At 69.3% G+C, this 18649-nt stretch carries 14 protein-coding genes; 13 read left to right on the forward strand and 1 reads right to left on the reverse strand.

The window, feature by feature from the left end:
* Positions 1-51 precede the first annotated feature (51 nt).
* On the forward strand, positions 52-666 hold the full coding sequence (locus ACWPXE_RS21230) for a hypothetical protein (protein ID WP_454019359.1): 615 nt from the start codon (positions 52-54) through the stop codon (positions 664-666).
* Positions 667-761: 95 nt separating this feature from the next.
* On the opposite strand, the gene ACWPXE_RS21235 is transcribed toward ACWPXE_RS21230, so the two are convergent.
* Entirely contained in the window at positions 762-1022 is a 261-nt protein-coding gene (locus ACWPXE_RS21235) for a DUF3126 family protein (protein ID WP_014241108.1), read from the reverse strand.
* Positions 1023-1301: 279 nt separating this feature from the next.
* On the opposite strand from ACWPXE_RS21235, the gene ACWPXE_RS21240 reads away from it, so the two are divergent.
* From ACWPXE_RS21240 to urtB, 12 genes are all read left to right on the forward strand, one after another.
* On the forward strand, positions 1302-4049 hold the full coding sequence (locus ACWPXE_RS21240) for an SUMF1/EgtB/PvdO family nonheme iron enzyme (protein WP_454019360.1): 2748 nt from the start codon (positions 1302-1304) through the stop codon (positions 4047-4049).
* A gap of 290 nt (positions 4050-4339) precedes the next feature.
* Complete coding sequence (locus ACWPXE_RS21245) at positions 4340-6607, forward strand: SH3 domain-containing protein (RefSeq protein ID WP_454019361.1); 2268 nt, start codon at positions 4340-4342, stop codon at positions 6605-6607.
* Between the two features lie 257 nt (positions 6608-6864).
* Positions 6865-7542: a TetR family transcriptional regulator gene (locus tag ACWPXE_RS21250; RefSeq protein WP_454019362.1), complete on the forward strand. Its 678-nt coding sequence runs from the start codon at positions 6865-6867 to the stop codon at positions 7540-7542.
* A gap of 157 nt (positions 7543-7699) precedes the next feature.
* Positions 7700-8572 carry an ABC transporter permease gene (locus ACWPXE_RS21255; RefSeq protein ID WP_454019363.1) on the forward strand — a complete coding sequence of 291 codons (873 nt, stop codon included), beginning with the start codon at positions 7700-7702 and terminating at the stop codon, positions 8570-8572.
* Positions 8573-8624: 52 nt separating this feature from the next.
* A complete protein-coding gene (locus tag ACWPXE_RS21260; protein WP_149163148.1) occupies positions 8625-9623 on the forward strand; it encodes an ABC transporter substrate-binding protein in 999 nt (332 codons plus the stop codon).
* Positions 9624-9649: 26 nt separating this feature from the next.
* Complete coding sequence (locus tag ACWPXE_RS21265) at positions 9650-10474, forward strand: ABC transporter ATP-binding protein (protein WP_454019364.1); 825 nt, start codon at positions 9650-9652, stop codon at positions 10472-10474.
* 194 nt (positions 10475-10668) lie between these two features.
* Positions 10669-11961: a hypothetical protein gene (locus ACWPXE_RS21270; RefSeq protein ID WP_454019365.1), complete on the forward strand. Its 1293-nt coding sequence runs from the start codon at positions 10669-10671 to the stop codon at positions 11959-11961.
* A 20-nt stretch (positions 11962-11981) separates the two neighbouring features.
* A complete protein-coding gene (locus ACWPXE_RS21275) occupies positions 11982-13133 on the forward strand; it encodes a Gfo/Idh/MocA family protein (protein WP_038526728.1) in 1152 nt (383 codons plus the stop codon).
* Positions 13134-13149: 16 nt separating this feature from the next.
* The gene (locus ACWPXE_RS21280; protein WP_454019366.1) at positions 13150-14322 is read left to right on the forward strand and encodes a dihydrodipicolinate synthase family protein; all 1173 of its coding nucleotides are present in this window, start codon (positions 13150-13152) and stop codon (positions 14320-14322) included.
* A 156-nt stretch (positions 14323-14478) separates the two neighbouring features.
* On the forward strand, positions 14479-15342 hold the full coding sequence (locus ACWPXE_RS21285; protein ID WP_454019367.1) for a sugar phosphate isomerase/epimerase family protein: 864 nt from the start codon (positions 14479-14481) through the stop codon (positions 15340-15342).
* A gap of 212 nt (positions 15343-15554) precedes the next feature.
* Complete coding sequence (urtA, locus tag ACWPXE_RS21290; RefSeq protein ID WP_237903147.1) at positions 15555-16874, forward strand: urea ABC transporter substrate-binding protein; 1320 nt, start codon at positions 15555-15557, stop codon at positions 16872-16874.
* 166 nt (positions 16875-17040) lie between these two features.
* Entirely contained in the window at positions 17041-18645 is a 1605-nt protein-coding gene (gene urtB / locus ACWPXE_RS21295; protein WP_454019368.1) for an urea ABC transporter permease subunit UrtB, read from the forward strand.
* Positions 18646-18649 lie beyond the last annotated feature (4 nt).

Genomic DNA, 18649 nt, shown 5'->3' on the forward strand with positions numbered 1-18649 from the left:
CGTCGAGGGTATTAGGGCGGTGTGTGGCGGCGTGATGAGGATGCGGACGGGATGCCCGAGGTCGAGATCTCCCGCGAGGACAAGGGGCAGGCGACGGTGTTTGAGGCGTCGCCGTCCAGTGTGCCGCCCCAGCGTTACGCCCATCTCCTCTACGCTGCCCTGCTGCTGGCCGGTTTCGTCGTCGTGGCCGAATTGACGCTGGAGCCGACGGCCTCGATGCTGCGCTGGCTGGGGGTCCTGTGCGCGGTGCCGCTTCTGCTGATGTGGATGATCACGCTGCTGCGGGCGGCCCGGCGCAGCGCCGTGCGGCTGGTCGTGGCGCCGGAAGGGTTGACCGCCCACGGACAGCTTGTCCCCCACGACACGATCCGCGGGGTGGCGCTCTACCCACCGCAGGGCAAACGCCCGCTGTTCGTGGCGCGCATCCAGACGATGACCGTACAGCAGCACCAAAAGGAACTGGCGCTGGCCGGCGGGGACGTGGATGCGGAGGAGGACGGGAAAGCGGGGAAGGGCCGTCGGCGGCGCGCCGGCTACCGGCTGCTTCTGCTGCGCCGGAACCATCTGCCGGCGCTGGTCCTGGTGCGCGGCCTCACCCTGTCGGGCGGTGAGACGCTGATGGCCGGGCTGGCCGCGGAACTGCGCCGCCACAGCCGGCCGGGCTGACACTCATCTGGCTTTTTATTCGGCGCGCAGTGGCGCGCGGGCAAGCGCCCCTCCCGCCGCGGGGACGGGAGAGGACCGCGCTGGAAAGACGTGACTCAGCGACGGGCCGTCGGGGCTGCCGGCAGGTCTTCTTCCAGGATGACGACGTGCAGGGCGTAGGAGACCTCACCCTCGTCCACGTCACGGTGCAGGGTGCCGACGAATTCGTCGCCCAGCATGACTTCTGCGGACTGGCCGGCCTTCTCGGGCGGCTGGATGATGATCTTGTCGTTGCCGAGCGTCTTGCGCAGATAGCTCTGCACACGGGCGATTTCGGTTTCGGTCATCTTGGCGACCGTCGGCTTGGCGGGCGGCATGGCATGATCCCTGTGTTGTCGAAGGGGTCATATAGAAACCTTTCGGGCAAAGGGAAAGCACAACATCGCCCTGGATCGCCCTGGATCGCCCCGGATCGCGCATTCGCCGCGCCGCCCGCCGCAGGCCCCGTCTTTCTTGCGGGGGACCATGCCCCCGCCTGTGGGAAGCCCTTAGCCGGTTTTGTCCTCTTGTTCCTGGGGGCGCGGCCAAATACTGGACGGATTGGAATGTGGGGGCGTCCGCGCCCCGCCGTCCGGTGACCATGGCATGGGGTGACCATGGCTGCACGCCTTCGCCGTTTCGTCTCGTGCCGCATTTTCCTGGCGCTGACCGCCGGCCTTCTGCTGGCCGTGGCGGCATGGGAGGCGCCCGGTCTGGCGGCCACCGTGCCGGAGCAGCGCATCGCCCTGGTCATCGGCGTCGGCGCCTACCGTCACGCCACCGAACTGCCCAACCCGCGCAACGACGCCCGCGCCATGTCGGCGGCCCTGCGCAAGCTTGGCTTCGCGGTGGAGGAGCGCTACGACCTCGACAACCGCGGCATGGCGGAGGCGTTGCGCGGCTTCGGCATCCAGGCGGCGCAGGCCGACGTGGCGCTGCTCTATTTCGCCGGCCACGGCATGCAGGTCGGCGGCACCAACTTCCTGATCCCCGCCGACGCCCGGCTGGAGCGCGAGCGCGATCTGGTCTACGAGGCGCTGCCGCTGAACCTGCCGATGGGCGAGCTGGCCCAGGCGCGCAAGCTGGGCATCCTGATCCTGGACGCCTGCCGCAACAACCCCTTCGCCGACCGGCTGGTGCGGTCCGGCACCAAGCGGACGGAGGTTCATTCCGGATTCGCCCGCGTCGACGACACGCCGACCGACACGCTGGTCGCCATGGCCACCCGCGCCGACGCGGTGGCCGAGGACGGGCAGGGCGACCACAGCCCCTACACCGCGTCGCTCCTGAAGAACTTCGACGTGCCGGGGCTGGAGCTGAGCCTGTTCTTCCGCCGCGTGCGCGACGACGTCATGCAGGTCACCCAGGGCCGCCAGGAACCGTTCCTCTACGGATCGCTGGGGGCCGCCCCCTTCTACTTCAACCCGCTGCCGGAGAACCGGCCGCCGCAGCTCGCCGCCTTCAAGACGCTGGAGGTGTTCGACCGCGGTGGGACGGAGGGGATGGGCATCGCGCGGCCCAGCGATCCCGACAACGACCAGCTTTTCGCCCAGGTGACCGGCCTGCCGCGCGGCGGCGGGGTGCGCATCGGCGACCGGGTGGTGCTGATCGGCGACTATCTGACGCTCGACCAGCTCACCGCCGCGACCTTCCGGGCCGACGCCACCCACCTCGGCGACGCCGGCAGCTTCGAGTTTGCGGTGATGGACGGGCGCGGCGGGGTGGCGCGGGGCGCCGTGCCGATCCTCATCAAGCCGAGCAACCGCCCGCCGGTCGCCGTCGCCGAGCGCAGCGTGCGCGCCGTGGTCAACAGCCTGCGGCTGGAGGTGCCAACCGACCCCGATAACGATCCGCTGACCTTCACGGTCAGCACCGTGCCGGAGCGGGGCAAGGTCCATGACGGCACCACCCCGCTGAAGCCCGGCGACAAGCTGGCGCCGGAGCGGCTTACCGCCCTGACCTTCGACCCGGAACGGGCGCCGGCGGGCCGCGCCGGGGTGTTCAGTGTGCTGGTCGAGGACGGGCGCGGCGGGCGTACGACGATGAGCGCGCTTTTGGAGGTGGAGGAGGCCGGCGCTGCCCCGCCGCAGGCCGATCTTGAGGAGTCGCTGTGGCGCCGCGTGCGCGACAGCCGCGACGCCGATGCGCTGGACGCCTTCCTGCGGCTGTTCGGCACCGGCCCCTTCGCCGCCCCGGCGCGGGACCGGCTGAACCGGTTGCGCGCCGAATCGGCCAAGGTCGCGGCGCTCTCCTCGGCGGGTGGGGCGGGGAGCAGCGGGCGGTCTGGCAATGGTGCGGGCAATGGAGCATCCAGCGGCAAGGCGTCTCCGCCGCCGGAGCTTCAGCTCGACACCGCCGGGGAGGGGATGTACGTGGCCGTCGCCGACGCGGAGTTGCGCGCCGGGCCGGATGCGCGGTCGGAGCGGGTCGGCACCCTCGCCAAGGAGGGTGCGGTTCGGGTGCTGGGCCGGGTGGCCGACGCCGACTGGTACCGGGTCGCCCTGGATGACGGCACCCAGGGCGGCGTGCAGGGCTTCGTCCGTGGTCCCGCGCTGCGTCCCGCCGGGCCGGAGGACCGCCAGCGGCTGGCGCTTGCCGCACCGGTCCAGCCGGGGGGCTCGCAGGGGCGGGCGCAGGGCAACGGCAGCAGCTTCCAGGATTGCCCGGCCTGCCCGCCGATGATGCGCATTCCCGCCGGCAGCTTCGTCATGGGCAGCGAGCGCGGCGACGCCAGCCAGCGCCCGCCCCGCCGCGTCACCTTCGCCCGGCCCTTCGCCATCGGGGTCTACGAAGTCACGGTCGCCAACTGGCGGGCCTGCGTGGAGGGCGGCGGTTGCGCCGCCATGCCGCGGATGCGCAACCCCTCCGACGACACGCCGGTCCACAACATCCATGTCGAGGACGCGCTGGCCTACACCGAGTGGCTCAGCCGTAAGACCGGGCAGCGCTACCGCCTGCCGAGCGAGGCTGAATGGGAATACGCGGCGCGCGGCGGCAGTGCGGCGCGCTTCGCATGGGGCGATAGTCTGACGCCGGGGGCGCGGCTCGCCAACTGCCGCGACTGCGGCGGGGGCGACGACCGCTCCCTGCCGGCGCCGGTCGGCAGCTTCCAGCCCAACGCCTTCGGCCTCTACGACACCAGCGGCGGCGTGGCGGAGTGGGTCGCCGACTGCTGGAACCCCGGCTACAAGGGCGCCCCGACGGACGGCAGCGCCTGGACGGAGGGCGATTGCCGCAAACGGGTGCTGCGCGGCGGCTCCTGGCGGGACGGACAGGACGCCATCGCCGTCACCGCCCGCATCGGCTATGACGCCGACGTGCGCTATTTCGCCGACGGGTTGCGGGTCGCCCGCGATCTGAACTGACTCCGCTCGCGTTCGTTGGTGGGACGCACCGTCTGCGGAAGGGACCGCGGCGCCCCCGAAATTGCAGAAAAGGGCGCCGGACCGGTGCGCTAGACTTGACCGTTCAAAGGCTTGGCGATCCGTGAACCGGACGGCCCGCTCACGGGAGGCCGGCGGGCCTTCGACCAAAATCATTACAGCCGCCGCTGCCTAAGACTCCCTAAAGGGGTGGTCAAAGAGAAAATCAGGTGGAGGGTATCGACGTGTTGCGCTGGCCCCGGAGCGCCGTTTGGACTGTTGCGCTGGTTCTGGTGACGGCGAACGTTGCCTTTGCCCCCCTGGCGTTCGCCGACGACAAGCGCGTCGCGCTGGTGATCGGCAACGCGCAGTACCAGGAGGGCGGCCCGGCCGCCGGGGTGGGCGCCAACACGGCGGTCGTCGCCGACGCGCTGCGCCGCGCCGGCTTCACCGTCACCGCCGCCGAGAACCTCGACCATCGCGGCATGGTCGCGGCGCTGAGCCGGTTCCAGGACGCGCTGGGGCAGGCCGACCTGGGCTTCCTCTATTATTCCGGCGTGGCGCTGAGCCTGTCGGCCAAGGGCTTCCTGGTCCCGGTGGATGCCAAGCCCGGTTCGGAATACGACGTGATCTTCGACACCATCGAGCTGGACTATGCGCTGAAGGAGATCCAGCGCAGCGGGCGCAAGGCCGTCGCCGTGTTCGACCCGGTGCCCGCCCACCCGCTGGCCGACAAGCTGGCGTCGGCGATGGGCGAGGAGGGGCGCTCCGTGAAACCGGCGCTGGCAGCCCCGGCGGCGCTCGACAACCTGTTCGTCGTCTATTCGCACCGGCCCGGCACGCCGCCCGCCACGCCGTCCGGCAAGGGGGCCGACGCCTTCTCGACCGCCTTGGCGCAGGAGATGGTCAAGCCGGGCGTGCCGCTGCGCGACGCGTTGGCCGAGGTCGCCCGCACCGTCGTCGGACGCACCCGCGGAACGCAGCACCCCTGGCTGCAGGACCGGCTGGGCACGGATCTCGTGCTGGTGCCCGGCCCGCGCGCGCCGTCCGCCCCCGTCGTCGCCCGAACGGAGGAGGCGCCGCCCGCCGTGGTGGCGACGGCCCCCGAAGCGAAGCCGGCCGAATCCAAGCCAATCGAATCCAAGCCAATCGAACCCAAGCCGCTGCCACAGAAGGCGGAGGAAAAGCCCGCCGCCCCGGCGGTCGCCGAGGTGGAGGTGGACCCGCTGAACGAGAAGCGGGTGGTGACGCGCGACACCAACCTGCGCGCCGGTCCCGACACCAAGGCGGCGGTCGTCGGCACGCTGCGTCACGACAGCGAGGTCGCGGTCACCGGGCGGACCCGCCGCAACGGCGGCTGGCTGCGCGTCGAGCAGGACGGGAAGACCGGTTTCGCCTTCGCCAGCAACCTCGCCAAGCCGGAGGAGGTACCGGTCGCCTCCGCCCAGCCGCCGCAACAACCTCAGCCGGCGGCTTTGGCGCCCGGCGTCTACACGGTGGCGCGCGACGCCAACCTGTTCGCCCGCCCGGTGCTGGGCGCCCGCAGCCTGCGCGATCTGGAGCAGGGGCAGCGGGTGACGCTGCTCCAGGCGGCGCCCGATTCCGGATGGGTGCTGGTGCGGGATTCGTCGGGGCAGGAGGGCTACATCACCACCGGGACACTGGCCGGCCGGTCGGGCGAGGCGGTGTCCATGGGCGGTGGGGCGGGTGGAGCGGCGCCCAGCGCCTACCCGCCGCCGACGGTGGTCCGCAACGACGTCGATCCGGTGGCCGGCGCGCTGTCCGGAACGACCGGTCCGACGCGGCTGGCCGCCCTTCCGGACAGCAGCGGGGAGAGCGCCGCGGGGCGCTCCGCCTCCGGGGCGGACCCGGTCCTCGCCGGGCTGGCCGAACCCTACCGCGACGCCGTGCAGGCGGGCCGCAACGCCGCCGCCCGTGCCGCCCGTTCGGCCACCGCCGGGCGCGGGGCGGAGGCGAAGGCGCGCGAGGCCCAGGCCGCCGCCCGCCGCGCCGCCGGTCAGGCCCGCGGAGGGGAGTCGGGCTTCGGGGTGCACCGCTTCCCCAACGGCGATGTCTACGAGGGGGCGTGGAACCGCGGGCTGGGCAACTTTTCCCTCCAGGGGACGATCAGCCGGAACGGCGTCGGCGTCTACCGCTTCGCCAACGGTCAGGTCTATGAGGGGGAGTGGAAGAACGACCAGATGTCCGGCTACGGCGTCCTGGGCTTCCCATCCGGCGACCGCTTCGAGGGGACGTTCGTGAACGCCGTGCCGAACGGGCCGGGCGTCTACCGCTTCGCCAACGGCGATTCCTACGCGGGCGAGGTGCGCCAGGGCCGCGTCGACGGTCACGGCGAACTGGCCTTCACCAACGGAGAGCGGTTCAACGGCGTGGTGGTGGACCGGCTTCCGGCTGGGCCGGGCGAACTGTCGATGCGCGGCGGCACCCGTCATGTCGGTCAGTTCCGCGGCGGCATCCAGGACGGTCCGGGCGCGGCCATCGACTCCGCCGGCTCGATGCAGCCCGGCATCTGGCGCGGCGCGACGCTGCTGAGCCGTTGAATTCCCTTGGCCTTATAGCCCTCTCCCCTCTGGGGAGAGGGTGGCCCGTAGGGCCGGTGAGGGGGATGTGCTTTGGCGACACGTCCGATGACAGCGCACCCCCCTCACCCTAACTCTCTCCCCGGAGGGGAGAGGGGACTTGATAGGCGATGAGCCTGTCGGGAGAGGGAACGCGTCTTTCCGTTTCGGCTGATATGCCCCACATTGGAACGCATTGCGGCTCGCCCTCCGGCCGCGCCATGCGAGGACCGGCCTGGATGGACACGCTGACAGACCCGAAGAAGAGCCTTTCCGCAGCCAAGCCGGCCAAAGCTGCGAAGGTCACCCGTGACCCGGAGGGCACCCGCGCGCGCATCCTCGCCGCCGCGACGGAGGAGTTCGCGCGCCACGGGCTGGGTGGCGCCCGCGTGGAGCGGATCGCCGAGGTCGCCGGCACCAACAAGCGCATGCTCTACTACCATGTCGGCAACAAGGAGAGCCTGTATCTGGCGGTGCTGGAGGGCGCCTACGCGCACATCCGCGCCACCGAACGCACGCTGAGCCTGGAGACGCTGGACCCGCCCGCCGCCATCGCCCGGCTGATCCATTTCACATGGCAATATTTCCTCGACCATCCCGAGTTCATGGCGCTGCTGAACATCGAGAACCTGCACCGGGCGGAGTTGCTGAAGACCTCCGACAAGGTGCACGCCATGCATTCGCCCTTCGTGCAGATGATCGCCGACGTGCTGAAGCGCGGCGTCGCCACCGGGATCTTCCGGGCGGGGGTGGACCCGGTGCAGCTCTACATTTCCATCGCCGGGCAGTCCTACTTCTACCTGTCCAACGTCCACACCCTATCGGTCATCTTCGGTCGCGACCTGCTGGCCGAGGAGGCCAAGGCGGAGCGGCTGGACCATATGGTGGAGCTGATCCTGTCGTCGCTGCGGGCGTGAATCTGCTGGTGGTTTCATCATGAATAATCCGCATACCTGACCATCCGTCCTACCTCTTTGGCAGGGTTGACCGCTTTGCCGCGCCGGGCTTACTTTTAACCAGCCGGTTAAAAGAGCGCCTCACGTCGGCGCCGCAACGACCGGGGGAGGAGGAGCGATGGCTGTCGATGCGGCGGCTCACGGGAATGCATCCCGTGGCGGTTCCGCTTCGGGAACGGCGGCGCGACGGGGCGGGGCGGGTGCCACGCTGCTGCGTCTGCTCAATTCCGGCTGGTTCCGGCCGGTGCTGTTCCTGGTGGTCCTGACCGTCCTGTGGGACCTGTCGGTGCGGATCTTCGCGATCCCGCCCTATCTGATACCGAAACCGGGCGACGTGGCCTTGGCGCTCGCCTCGGACTGGGACCAGCTTCTGGCGGCGTCGGTGCCGACCACGCTGGCGACCTTGGGCGGCTTCGCCCTGTCGGTGCTGTTCGGCATTCCCATCGCCATGCTGATCGCCGGGTCGAAGACGGTGGAATCCTACGTCTACCCGCTGCTGGTCTTCTCGCAGTCGATCCCGAAGGTCGCCATCGCGCCGCTGTTCGTGGTGTGGTTCGGCTTCGGGCTGCTGCCCAAGGTGATTTCCGCCTTCCTGCTGGCTTTCTTCCCCATCGTCGTGTCGGCGGTGCAGGGCTTCAAGTCGGTGGACAGCGACATGATGGACCTCGCTAAGTCCATGAAGGCGACGCGCCTTCAGACCTTCCGCATGGTCAGCCTGCCGCACGCCATGCCGGCCATCTTCGCCGGCCTGAAGGTGTCGATCACGCTGGCCGTGGTGGGCGCCGTGGTGGGCGAGTTCGTTGGGGCGAATTCCGGCATCGGCTTCGTCCTGCAGCGCTCCATCGGCAATTTCGAACTTCCCCTGATGTTCGCGGCCCTGGTGGTGCTGGCGCTGATCGGGGTGGTGCTTTTCTGGGTCATCGACGTGATCGAGCGGCTCGCCATCCCCTGGCACGCGAGCCAACGCCACAACTACATCCCGACGTCGTAACGCCAACAACAAAACCAACAGCGACGCCGGACACACTTCGGGAGGAGACGAGATGAAACGGACGCTCTTCGCGGCGCTCTGCGCCCTCACGGCCACAACGCTTCCGGCCCAGGCCGCGGACAAGGTCGTGCTGATGCTGAACTGGTACGTGTATGGCGAGCACGCCCCCTTCTACTACGGCAAGGACAAGGGCCTGTACGAGGCCGAGGGCATCGACCTGGAGATCCAGGAAGGCCGCGGGTCGGCGGTGACGACCCAGGCGGTGGCCGCGAAGACCGTTGATTTCGGCTACGTCGACGTGCCGACCATGATGAAGGCGGCGGTGAAGGGCGCCCCGGTCACCTCGCCCGGCGTGCTGCTCCAGACCAGCCCGATGTCGGCCATGGGCTTCACCGACAAGAACATCCGCAAGCCCGAGGACATCAAGGGCAAGACCGTCGCCATGACGCCGGGCGACAGCATGTCCCAGATCTGGCCGCTGTTCCTGAAGAAGACCGGGCTGAAGGAGAGTGACTTCCGCGTCGTGTCGGGCGACGCCCAGACCAAGCTGAACGCCGTCATCAACGGGCAGGCCGACCTGCTTCTGGGCTACGTCATGGACCAGAGCATGAAGATCAAGGACGCCACCGGCAAGTCGGTGACGCCGATCCGCTTCGCCGACTACGGCGTCAACATGGTCTCCTCCGGCATCATCGCCCACACCGAGACGCTGAAGGACAAGCCCGACCTCGTGAAGCGCTTCATGGCCGCGACGACCAAGGCGGTCGAAGGGGCGGAGAAGAACCCGAAGGAGGCCGTGGCCGCCATCCTCAAGGCCAACCCCAAGGGCGGCCAGGAAGCCACCCTGCTGGAGGGCTTTGAACTCACCACGCCGCTCTACCGCACGGCGGAGACCAAGGGGCAGCGGCCCTTCCGCGTCACCGACGCCAACATGGCCGAGACCGTGGACCTGCTGGTCGAATACGGCGGTCTGGACGCCGCGGCGAAGAAGAACCCGAAGGCCTTCTACACCCGCGACTTCCTCCCCGATCCCGCCGCGGCGGGCCAGTGAGGCCGGACGGACAGGAGAGCAGGGACATGGCTCAGCCCCAGTTGAAAGTCGTCGGATCGGCCGAAACGGCCCGCCTGTCGCAGAAGACCCTGATCCAGATCGACGGCGTGACCAAGACCTACCGCACCCGCGACGGGGAGGTGCCGTCCCTGCGCCCGATCACCTTCGACGTGCGGGACGGCGAGTTCCTGGTGGTGGTCGGCCCGTCCGGCTGCGGCAAGTCCACGCTGCTGAAGCTGGTCGCCGGCCTGCTGCCGGTCAGCGAGGGCGCCATCACCATCGAAGGCACCACGGTGACCGAGCCGCACGACGACGTCGGCATCGTGTTCCAGAGCCCGGTGCTGCTCGCCTGGCGGACGGTGCTGCGCAACATCATGATGCCGGTGGAGGTCCGCGGCCTGCCGCGCGATAAGTATTTGGAGCGCGCCCGCGCGCTGATCCGCATGACGGGGCTGGAGGGGTTTGAGAGCAAGTACCCCTGGCAGCTCTCCGGCGGCATGCAGCAGCGCGCCTCGCTCTGCCGGGCGCTGGTCCACGACCCGAAGATCCTGCTGATGGACGAGCCGTTCGGCGCGCTCGACGCCATGACGCGGGAGAAGATGAACGTCGAACTGCAACGCATCCAGCACGAGACGGGCAAGACGGTGCTGCTGATCACCCACTCGATCCCCGAGGCGGTGTTCCTGGCCGACCGGGTGATGGTGATGTCGGAGCGTCCCGGCGCTATCGCCGCGACCTACGAGGTGCCGCTGCCCCGCCCGCGCTCGCTGGATGTCATGGGCCACCCGGTCTTTATCGAGCTGACCCAGCGCATCCGGGCGCATTTCAACGCCCAAGGGCATCTGGACTGAGGGGGCGTGAGGAGATGGACGAGTCTTGCCCCCTCCCTGATCCTCCCCCGCTTCGCAGGGGAGGGGAATCAACTCCCTCCCCTGCGTCAGCGGGGGAGGGAAGGGGCCCACGGCAGAGCCGTGGGAAGGGTGGGGGCAATGCACCCCTCCTCACCATCCGCGCCATCAACCTGTATGAACGCCCCGTCCGCTTCGTGAAGCCCTTCCGCTTCGGCAGCGTGACGGTGGAGGCGGCTCCCCAGGCCTTCGTCCGCGCTTTGGTCCATGTGGACGGCGTCGGCGAGGCGTGGGGCGGCACCGCCGAGATGATGATGCCGAAGTGGTTTGACAAACGCCCGGACCGCAGCCCGGACGAGACGGTGAACGGCCTGCGCCGCTCCCTGCGCCTCGCCCGCGACGCCTACGGGACGGATCGCACGGACACCGCCTTCGGCCATCACGCGGCGGCATACGGGACGCAGCGGGCGGTCTGCCGCGCCGCCGGGCTGCCCGACCTGACCGCCGCCTACGGGCCGGCGCTGATCGACAAGGCGGTGCTGGACGGGCTGCTGCGGGTTCTGAATACGGATTTTTTCACCGGCATGCGGGCGAACCGCGCCGGGATCGACGCGCGGCTGACGCCGGATCTCGCGGGCTTCGACCTTGACGGCTTCCTCGCCGGGCTGGAGCCGCGGACGTCCGTGGCGCTCCGCCACACGGTCGGGCTGCTGGACGAGCCGGAGGCGCTGCGCGCCCTGCTGGCGCGGGAGCGGCTGGGCCGCTTCAAGATCAAGCTGGGCGGCGATCCGTCCGCCGATCTGGCACGACTGGCCGAGATCGCCGGCGTTCTGGACGCGGCGGCGGGCGACTACCGCGCCACGCTGGACGGCAACGAGCAATACGCGGATGCCTCCGCGCTCGCCGCCTTCCTGGACGGGCTGGAGCGCGAGCCGGCGCTGGCCGGCTTCCGCGGGCGCCTTCTCTACATCGAGCAGCCGGTGGCGCGGGAGCGCGCTCTGGAGGCGCCGCTGGGCGCGGTGGCGGAGCGCATTCCCTTCATCATCGACGAGTCCGACGACGGCTACGACGCCTTCCCGCGCGCCCGCGCCGCCGGTTACCGCGGCGTGTCGTCCAAGTCCTGCAAGGGCCTCTACAAGGCCGTCCTCAACCGGGCGCGCTGCGCCGCTTGGGGCGCGCCGCACTTCATCGCCGCGGAGGACCTGACCTGTCAGGCCGGGCTGGCGGTGCAGCAGGACACGGCCCTGGTCGCGCTGCTCGGCATCGCCGACGCGGAGCGCAACGGCCACCAGTACGGAAACGGCTTCGACGGAGCGCCGGAGGCCGACGCCTTCCTCGACGCGCATCCCGGCTTCTACACCCGGCGGGACGGCATCGTCCGCCTCGCCACGGCGGGCGGCAGCCTGCCGACCGAAACCCTGGCCGTCCCCGGCTTCGCCAGCGCGGCGCAGCCCCGGTGGGACCGCCTGTCCCCCCTGCAGAACGAATAATCCCCTAGGGAGTCCCCGACATGAGCACGAAGCGCCTTGGTATCATCATGCATGGCGTGACCGGCCGCATGGGCATGAACCAGCACCTGATCCGGTCAATCCTCGCCATCCGGGCGCAAGGCGGCGTCACGCTGTCCGACGGGTCCCGCGTCATGCCGGACCCCATCCTGGTCGGGCGCAACGCCGAGAAGATCCGCGAACTGGCCCAGCGCCATGGCGTGGAGCGCTGGACCGACAATCTGGACGCGGCCCTGGCGAACCCCGACGACACGATTTTCTTCGACGCCGGCACCACCCAGATGCGCCCGACGCTGCTGGAGGCGGCGATCCGCGCCGGCAAGCACGTCTATTGCGAGAAGCCCATCGCCACCAACCTGGAGGAGGCGCTGCGCGTCGTCCGGCTGGCCGAGGAGGCCGGGGTGAAGAACGGCACCGTGCAGGACAAGCTGTTCCTGCCCGGCCTGCAGAAGCTGAAGATGCTGCGCGACAGCGGCTTCTTCGGGAAGATCCTCTCGGTGCGCGGCGAGTTCGGCTATTGGGTGTTCGAGGGCGACTGGCAGCCGGCGCAGCGCCCCTCCTGGAACTACCGGGAGGAGGACGGCGGCGGCATCATCCTCGACATGGTCTGCCACTGGCGCTACGTGCTCGACAACCTGTTCGGGCAGGTGAAGAGCGTCTCCTGCCTCGGCGCCATCCACATCCCGGAGCGCTGGGACGAGCAGGGCAAGCGCTATCAGGCCACCGCCGACGACGCCGCCTACGCCACCTTCGAGCTGGAGGGCGGCGTCATCGCCCACATCAACTCCTCCTGGGCGACGCGCGTCTACCGCGACGATCTGGTGACCTTCCAGGTGGACGGCACCCACGGCTCGGCCGTCGCGGGTCTGAGCGACTGCGTGATCCAGCCGCGCCAGGGCACGCCGCGCCCGGTGTGGAACCCGGACCAGAAGCAGACCATGGACTTTTACGCGACGTGGCAGCCGGTGCCCGACAACCAGCCGACCGACAACGGCTTCAAGACGCAGTGGGAATCCTTCATCCGCCACGTCGTCGAGGACGCCCCCTTCGACCACGGCCTGATCGAGGGCGCCAAGGGCGTCCAACTCGTCGAGGCCGCGCTGAAGAGCTGGAAGGAGCGCCGCTGGGTCGACGTTCCCTCGCTGACCGCCTGACCGGAGGGCCTTGTCCATGGCATTGACCATCAAGCTGCCGCGCGCCGACCGCTCGCTGGAAAGCTACGAGGTCGCCCCCGCGCGGGGCTTCCCCGCCCGCACCGACCGACCGCTGAACCGCGTGGCCTACGCCGCCGCCCACATGGTGGCCGACCCGCTGGCCGACAACGACCCCTGGCTAACTCCGGCCATCGACTGGGACCGCACCATCGCCTTCCGCGAGCATTTGTGGGACCTCGGCTTCGGCGTGGCCGAGGCGATGGACACCGCGCAGCGCGGCATGGGGCTGGACTGGAACGCCTCGCTGGAGCTGATCCGGCGCTCCCTGACCGCGGCGAAGGCGCGCGGCAACGCGCTGATCGCCTGCGGGGCGGGCACCGACCATCTGGCGCCGGAGGACGCTCGGTCCCTCGACGACGTGATCCGCGCCTACGAGACGCAGGTCGCCGCGGTCGAGGACCTCGGCGGGCGGGTGATCCTGATGGCGTCGCGCGCGCTCGCCCGCGTGGCCAAGGGGCCGGAGGATTACGTCCGCGTCTACAGCCGCATCCTTTCCCAGGTGCGCAGCCCGGTGATCCTTCACTGGCTGGGCGACATGTTCGATCCGGCGCTGGCCGGCTATTGGGGGACGGACGATTTCCCGGTGGCGGTCGACACGGCGGTCGGCATCATCAACGACTTCGCGGCCAAGGTCGACGGGGTGAAGGTCTCCCTGCTCGACAAGGACAAGGAGATCGTCATGCGCCGCCGTCTGGCCCCCGGCGTGCGCATGTACACCGGCGACGACTTCAACTACGCGGAGCTGATCGCCGGCGACGCGGAGGGCCATTCCGACGCTCTGCTGGGCATCTTCGACGCCATTGCCCCGGCGGCGGCGGCGGCCTTGGCCGAGCTGGCGGCGGGCGAGGAGGGGCGCTTCCACGAAATTCTGGAGCCGACCGTCCCGCTGTCCCGCCACATCTTCAAGGCGCCGACCCGCTTCTACAAGACCGGGGTGGTCTTCATGGCCTACCTGAACGGCCACCAGGACCATTTCACGATGATCGGCGGGCAGGAGGGCACGCGCTCCACCCTGCATCTGGCCGAGATTTTCCGGCTGGCCGACAAGGCCGGGCTGCTGCGCGACCCGGAAGAGGCGGTGTGGCGCATGGCCGACGTCCTGGCCGTCCGCGGCATTGAAGCGGTGTGAGGATAACTCCCTCTCCCCTCTGGGGAGAGGGTGGCGCCGAAGGCGCCGGGTGAGAGGGTTTTCGGGGGACCGGACGCTCAGGCATTGAGGGACCCCCTCACCCTGACCCTCTCCCCAGAGGGGAGAGGGGACAAGAATGATAGGAGATTCCAGATCATGCGCGACTTCTCCGGCGATCATCGCTGGCTGTCCATCAACACGGCCACGGTGCGCAAGCAGGGCGACCTGCTGCAGATCTTCGACGCCTGCGCCCGCCACGGCATCCGCGCCGTCTCCCCCTGGCGGGATCAGGTGGCCGCGGTGGGGCTGGACCGCGCCGTCCGGGCGGTGAGTGAGTTGGGTCTGGAGCTGTCCGGCTATTGCCGCGGCGGCATGTTCCCCGCCGATCCCGACCGCCGGGCCGAGGTGCGCGACGACAACCGCCGCGCGGTGGACGAGGCGGTGGCGCTGGGCGCTCCCTGCCTTGTGCTGGTGGTCGGCGGGCTGCCGCAATTCTCCCGCCCCGGCTCCCCGCCGTCCAAGGACATCGCGCTGGCCCGCGCCCAGGTCGAGGACGGCATTGCCGAGTTGCTGGACCACGCCCGCGGCGCCGGGATCCCGCTCGCCATCGAGCCGCTGCACCCCATGTACGCCGCCGACCGCGCCTGCGTGAACACGATGCGCCACGCGCTCGACCTCTGCGACCGGCTGGACCCGCAGGGAACCGGAGCGCTGGGCGTGGCGTTGGACGTCTACCACGTCTGGTGGGACCCGGAGCTGGAGGCGCAGATCCGCCGGGCGGGCCGGAATCGCCTGTGTGCCTTCCATGTGTGCGATTGGCTGGTGCCGACCGCCGACCTGCTGGAGGATCGCGGCATGATGGGCGATGGAATGATCGACATCCCAATGATCCGTGGCTGGGTGGAAGCCGTTGGATTCCAAGGCTATTCCGAGGTCGAAATATTCTCGCGCCGGTGGTGGGCACGACCTTTGGATGAGGTGCTGTCGGTCTGTGTCGAACGGCATCGGTCTTCGGTGTGAAGCGGCGCCTAAAAAGCAGTCATTCTGGCGGAAATGAGTAAAATTTGATCATAAAAGAGTGACATGCATAATTCGTAATCGAATGCTGGGCTGTAAATCGCTGCGGATTCCCTGACCCGCCTTCCTGAAAACCCGTTGTGGCATCACATTTGCGAAGGACACCCCCGGGCGCCTGAGGCGGGCGCCAGACCAAAGAACGGGGGGTATTCACAATGTTCAAGACGGGGTTCCAGTCGGGCTTCAAGACCGGTCGCACCCTTGCGGCTGCCGCCGGCCTTGCCGTCACGTTCGCCGCGGGCTTCGCCGCCCCGGCGTCGGCCCAGGACACCATCAAGGTCGGCATCCTCCATTCCCTGTCGGGCACCATGGCGATCAGCGAGACCACGCTGAAGGACGTCATGCTGATGCTCATCGAAGAGCAGAACAAGAAGGGCGGCGTTCTCGGCAAGAAGCTGGAGCCGGTCGTCGTCGATCCCGCCTCCAACTGGCCTCTGTTCGCCGAAAAGGCGCGCGAGCTGGTCAGCAAGGACAAGGTGGCCGCAGTGTTCGGCTGCTGGACCTCGGTCAGCCGCAAGTCCGTCCTGCCGGTGTTCGAGGAGCTGAACAGCATCCTGTTCTACCCGGTGCAGTATGAAGGCGAGGAGTCCTCGCGCAACGTCTTCTACACCGGCGCCGCTCCGAACCAGCAGGCGATCCCCGCCGTCGACTATCTGGCGGCGACGGAAGGCGTGCAGCGCTGGGTGCTGGCCGGCACCGACTACGTCTACCCACGCACGACCAACAAGATCCTGGAAACCTACCTGAAGTCCAAGGGCGTGAAGTCCGAGGACATCATGATCAACTACACCCCGTTCGGCCATTCCGACTGGCAGAACATCGTCGCCGACATCAAGAAGTTCGGCTCTGCCGGCAAGAAGACCGCAGTGGTCTCGACCATCAACGGCGACGCCAACGTCCCCTTCTACAAGGAGCTGGGCAACCAGGGCGTCAAGGCGCAGGACATCCCGGTGGTCGCCTTCTCCGTGGGTGAGGAGGAACTGGCCGGCATCGACACGAAGCCGCTGGTCGGCCATCTCGCCGCCTGGAACTACTTCATGTCGGTGGACACTCCGGAGAACAGCGACTTCATCAAGAAGTGGCAGGCCTTCACCAAGAACGACAAGCGCGTCACCAACGACCCGATGGAAGCCCACTACATCGGCTTCAACATGTGGGTGAAGGCGGTCGAGAAGGCCGGCACCACCGACAGCAACGCGGTGATCGACAGCCTCGTCGGCGTGTCCGTCCCGAACCTGACCGGCGGCTACTCGGCCATGCTGCCGAACCACCACATCACCAAGCCGGTGCTGATCGGCGAGGTGCAGGAGAACGGCCAGTTCGAGACCGTCTCCAAGACGCCGGGCCTCGTGGTCGGCGACGAGTGGTCGGACTTCCTGCCGGACAGCAAGGACCTGATCTCCGATTGGCGCGCCCCGATGTCCTGCGGCAACTTCAACGTGAAGACCGGCAAGTGCGGCGGCAAGGGGTCGTGAGGACTGCCTGAACGTCTTTCGGTAACTGTCTGCGTGATGCCCCCTCCCTAACCCTCCCCCGCTGACGCAGGGGATCATTCTCCCTCCCCTGCGAAGCAGGGGAGGGCCGGGGTGGGGGCAACGCCCTTCTCGAAAAATTGCCTTCCGACACATCACAGGAACCGCGATGCACCGCGCATTCTGCTGGCTGCTGGCCGCGTTTCTGGCGCTGGCCGCACCCGCCGCTTTTGCCGCCGATCTGGCCCCGCTGGTCCGTGGCCTGGGCGCCGGCAACTACGCCGAGACCGAAAAGGCCCTCGCCGGGCTAGCCGAAACCGGCGATCCCGCCGTTGTGCCGGTGATCGAGGCCCTACAGGCCGGCGACCTGCACGTCCGCAAGGCGGACGGCGCCGTGGTCGTCGCCAAACGCGCCGGCGGCGGTTACGCACTGACCGATCCGCTGACCGGCGCCGCGTTGGGTGAGGCGGACCGCAACGCGGTCGAGAAGATCCGCATCAACAACGCTTTGCGTCGCACGATCAGCGCGACGCTCGGCGCGCTCACCCTGATGAGCCCCGACGCCGGCACGCGGCGGCAGGCCGCCGAGGCGGTGTTCAAGAGCCGCGACGCCAACGCGCTGGACGCGCTGAACACGGCGCTGGCCAAGGAAACCGACGAGCGCGTCCGCCGCGCGATGACCCAGGCGCGGGCCTCCGTCCTGCTGGCCGGGGACGCGCCCGACGCCGACAAGATCGCCGCCGTCGCGGTGCTTCAGGAGCGCGGCGACCAGGACGCGCGGGCCCTGCTGAACGGCGCTGCCAACACCGGAAGCGACGCGGTGAAGGACGCCGCGACGAAGGCCATCGCGTCCGTCGAGCAGCGGCTCGCTCTGTGGGGCGCCGCCCAGAACCTGTGGTACGGCCTGTCGCTTGGCTCGGTGCTGCTGCTGGCGGCGATCGGGTTGGCCGTCACCTTCGGCGTCATGGGCGTCATCAACATGGCGCATGGCGAGATGGTGATGATCGGCGCCTATGCCACCTTCCTGGTGCAGGAGGCCTTCCGCCAGTGGGCGCCGGGCCTGTTCGATTTCTCCATCCTGGTGGCGCTGCCCGTCGCCTTCCTGGTCTCCGGCGCGGTCGGCGTCGCCATCGAGCGCAGCGTGATCCGCTGGCTCTACGGGCGCCCGCTGGAAACGCTGCTGGCGACCTGGGGCCTGTCGCTGGCGCTTCAGCAGGCGGTGCGCTCCATCTTCGGGCCGACGAACCGCGAGGTCGGCGCCCCGTCCTGGATGTCCGGCGCCTTCGAGCTGGGCGGGCTGACCATCACCTACGGGCGTCTGTGGATCGTCGTCTTCGCCTTCCTCGTTTTCGGCGCGCTGCTGGTGGCGCTGCGCAAGACGTGGTTCGGGCTGAGCATCCGCGCCGTCACCCAGAACCGCAGCATGGCGAACGCCATGGGCATCCGCACCGCGCGGGTGGACGCGCTGACCTTCGGGCTCGGCTCCGGCATCGCCGGGCTGGCCGGGGTGGCGCTGAGCCAGATCGACAACGTCAGCCCCAACCTGGGCCAGGGCTACATCATCGACAGCTTCATGGTCGTGGTGTTCGGCGGCGTCGGCAACCTGTGGGGCACGCTGGTCGGCGCGCTGGCGCTCGGCGGCGTCAACAAGTTCCTGGAGCCCTACGCGGGCGCGGTGCTGGGCAAGATCCTGGTGCTGATCTTCATCATCCTGTTCATCCAACGGCGTCCGCGCGGCCTGTTCGCGCTGAAGGGCCGGGCGGTGGAGGCCTGATCCG

It is taken from the genome of Azospirillum sp. Marseille-Q6669 (genome assembly GCF_965111635.1).

Coding starts and splice junctions, on each gene's coding strand:
- ACWPXE_RS21230 (WP_454019359.1), top strand. CDS start 52: ATGCCCGAGGTCGAGATCTCCCGCGAGGACAAGGGGCAGGCGACGGTG.
- ACWPXE_RS21235 (WP_014241108.1), bottom strand. CDS start 1,022: ATGCCGCCCGCCAAGCCGACGGTCGCCAAGATGACCGAAACCGAAATC.
- ACWPXE_RS21240 (WP_454019360.1), top strand. CDS start 1,302: ATGGCTGCACGCCTTCGCCGTTTCGTCTCGTGCCGCATTTTCCTGGCG.
- ACWPXE_RS21250 (WP_454019362.1), top strand. CDS start 6,865: ATGGACACGCTGACAGACCCGAAGAAGAGCCTTTCCGCAGCCAAGCCG.
- ACWPXE_RS21255 (WP_454019363.1), top strand. CDS start 7,700: ATGGCTGTCGATGCGGCGGCTCACGGGAATGCATCCCGTGGCGGTTCC.
- ACWPXE_RS21260 (WP_149163148.1), top strand. CDS start 8,625: ATGAAACGGACGCTCTTCGCGGCGCTCTGCGCCCTCACGGCCACAACG.
- ACWPXE_RS21265 (WP_454019364.1), top strand. CDS start 9,650: ATGGCTCAGCCCCAGTTGAAAGTCGTCGGATCGGCCGAAACGGCCCGC.
- ACWPXE_RS21275 (WP_038526728.1), top strand. CDS start 11,982: ATGAGCACGAAGCGCCTTGGTATCATCATGCATGGCGTGACCGGCCGC.
- ACWPXE_RS21280 (WP_454019366.1), top strand. CDS start 13,150: ATGGCATTGACCATCAAGCTGCCGCGCGCCGACCGCTCGCTGGAAAGC.
- ACWPXE_RS21285 (WP_454019367.1), top strand. CDS start 14,479: ATGCGCGACTTCTCCGGCGATCATCGCTGGCTGTCCATCAACACGGCC.
- urtA (WP_237903147.1), top strand. CDS start 15,555: ATGTTCAAGACGGGGTTCCAGTCGGGCTTCAAGACCGGTCGCACCCTT.
- urtB (WP_454019368.1), top strand. CDS start 17,041: ATGCACCGCGCATTCTGCTGGCTGCTGGCCGCGTTTCTGGCGCTGGCC.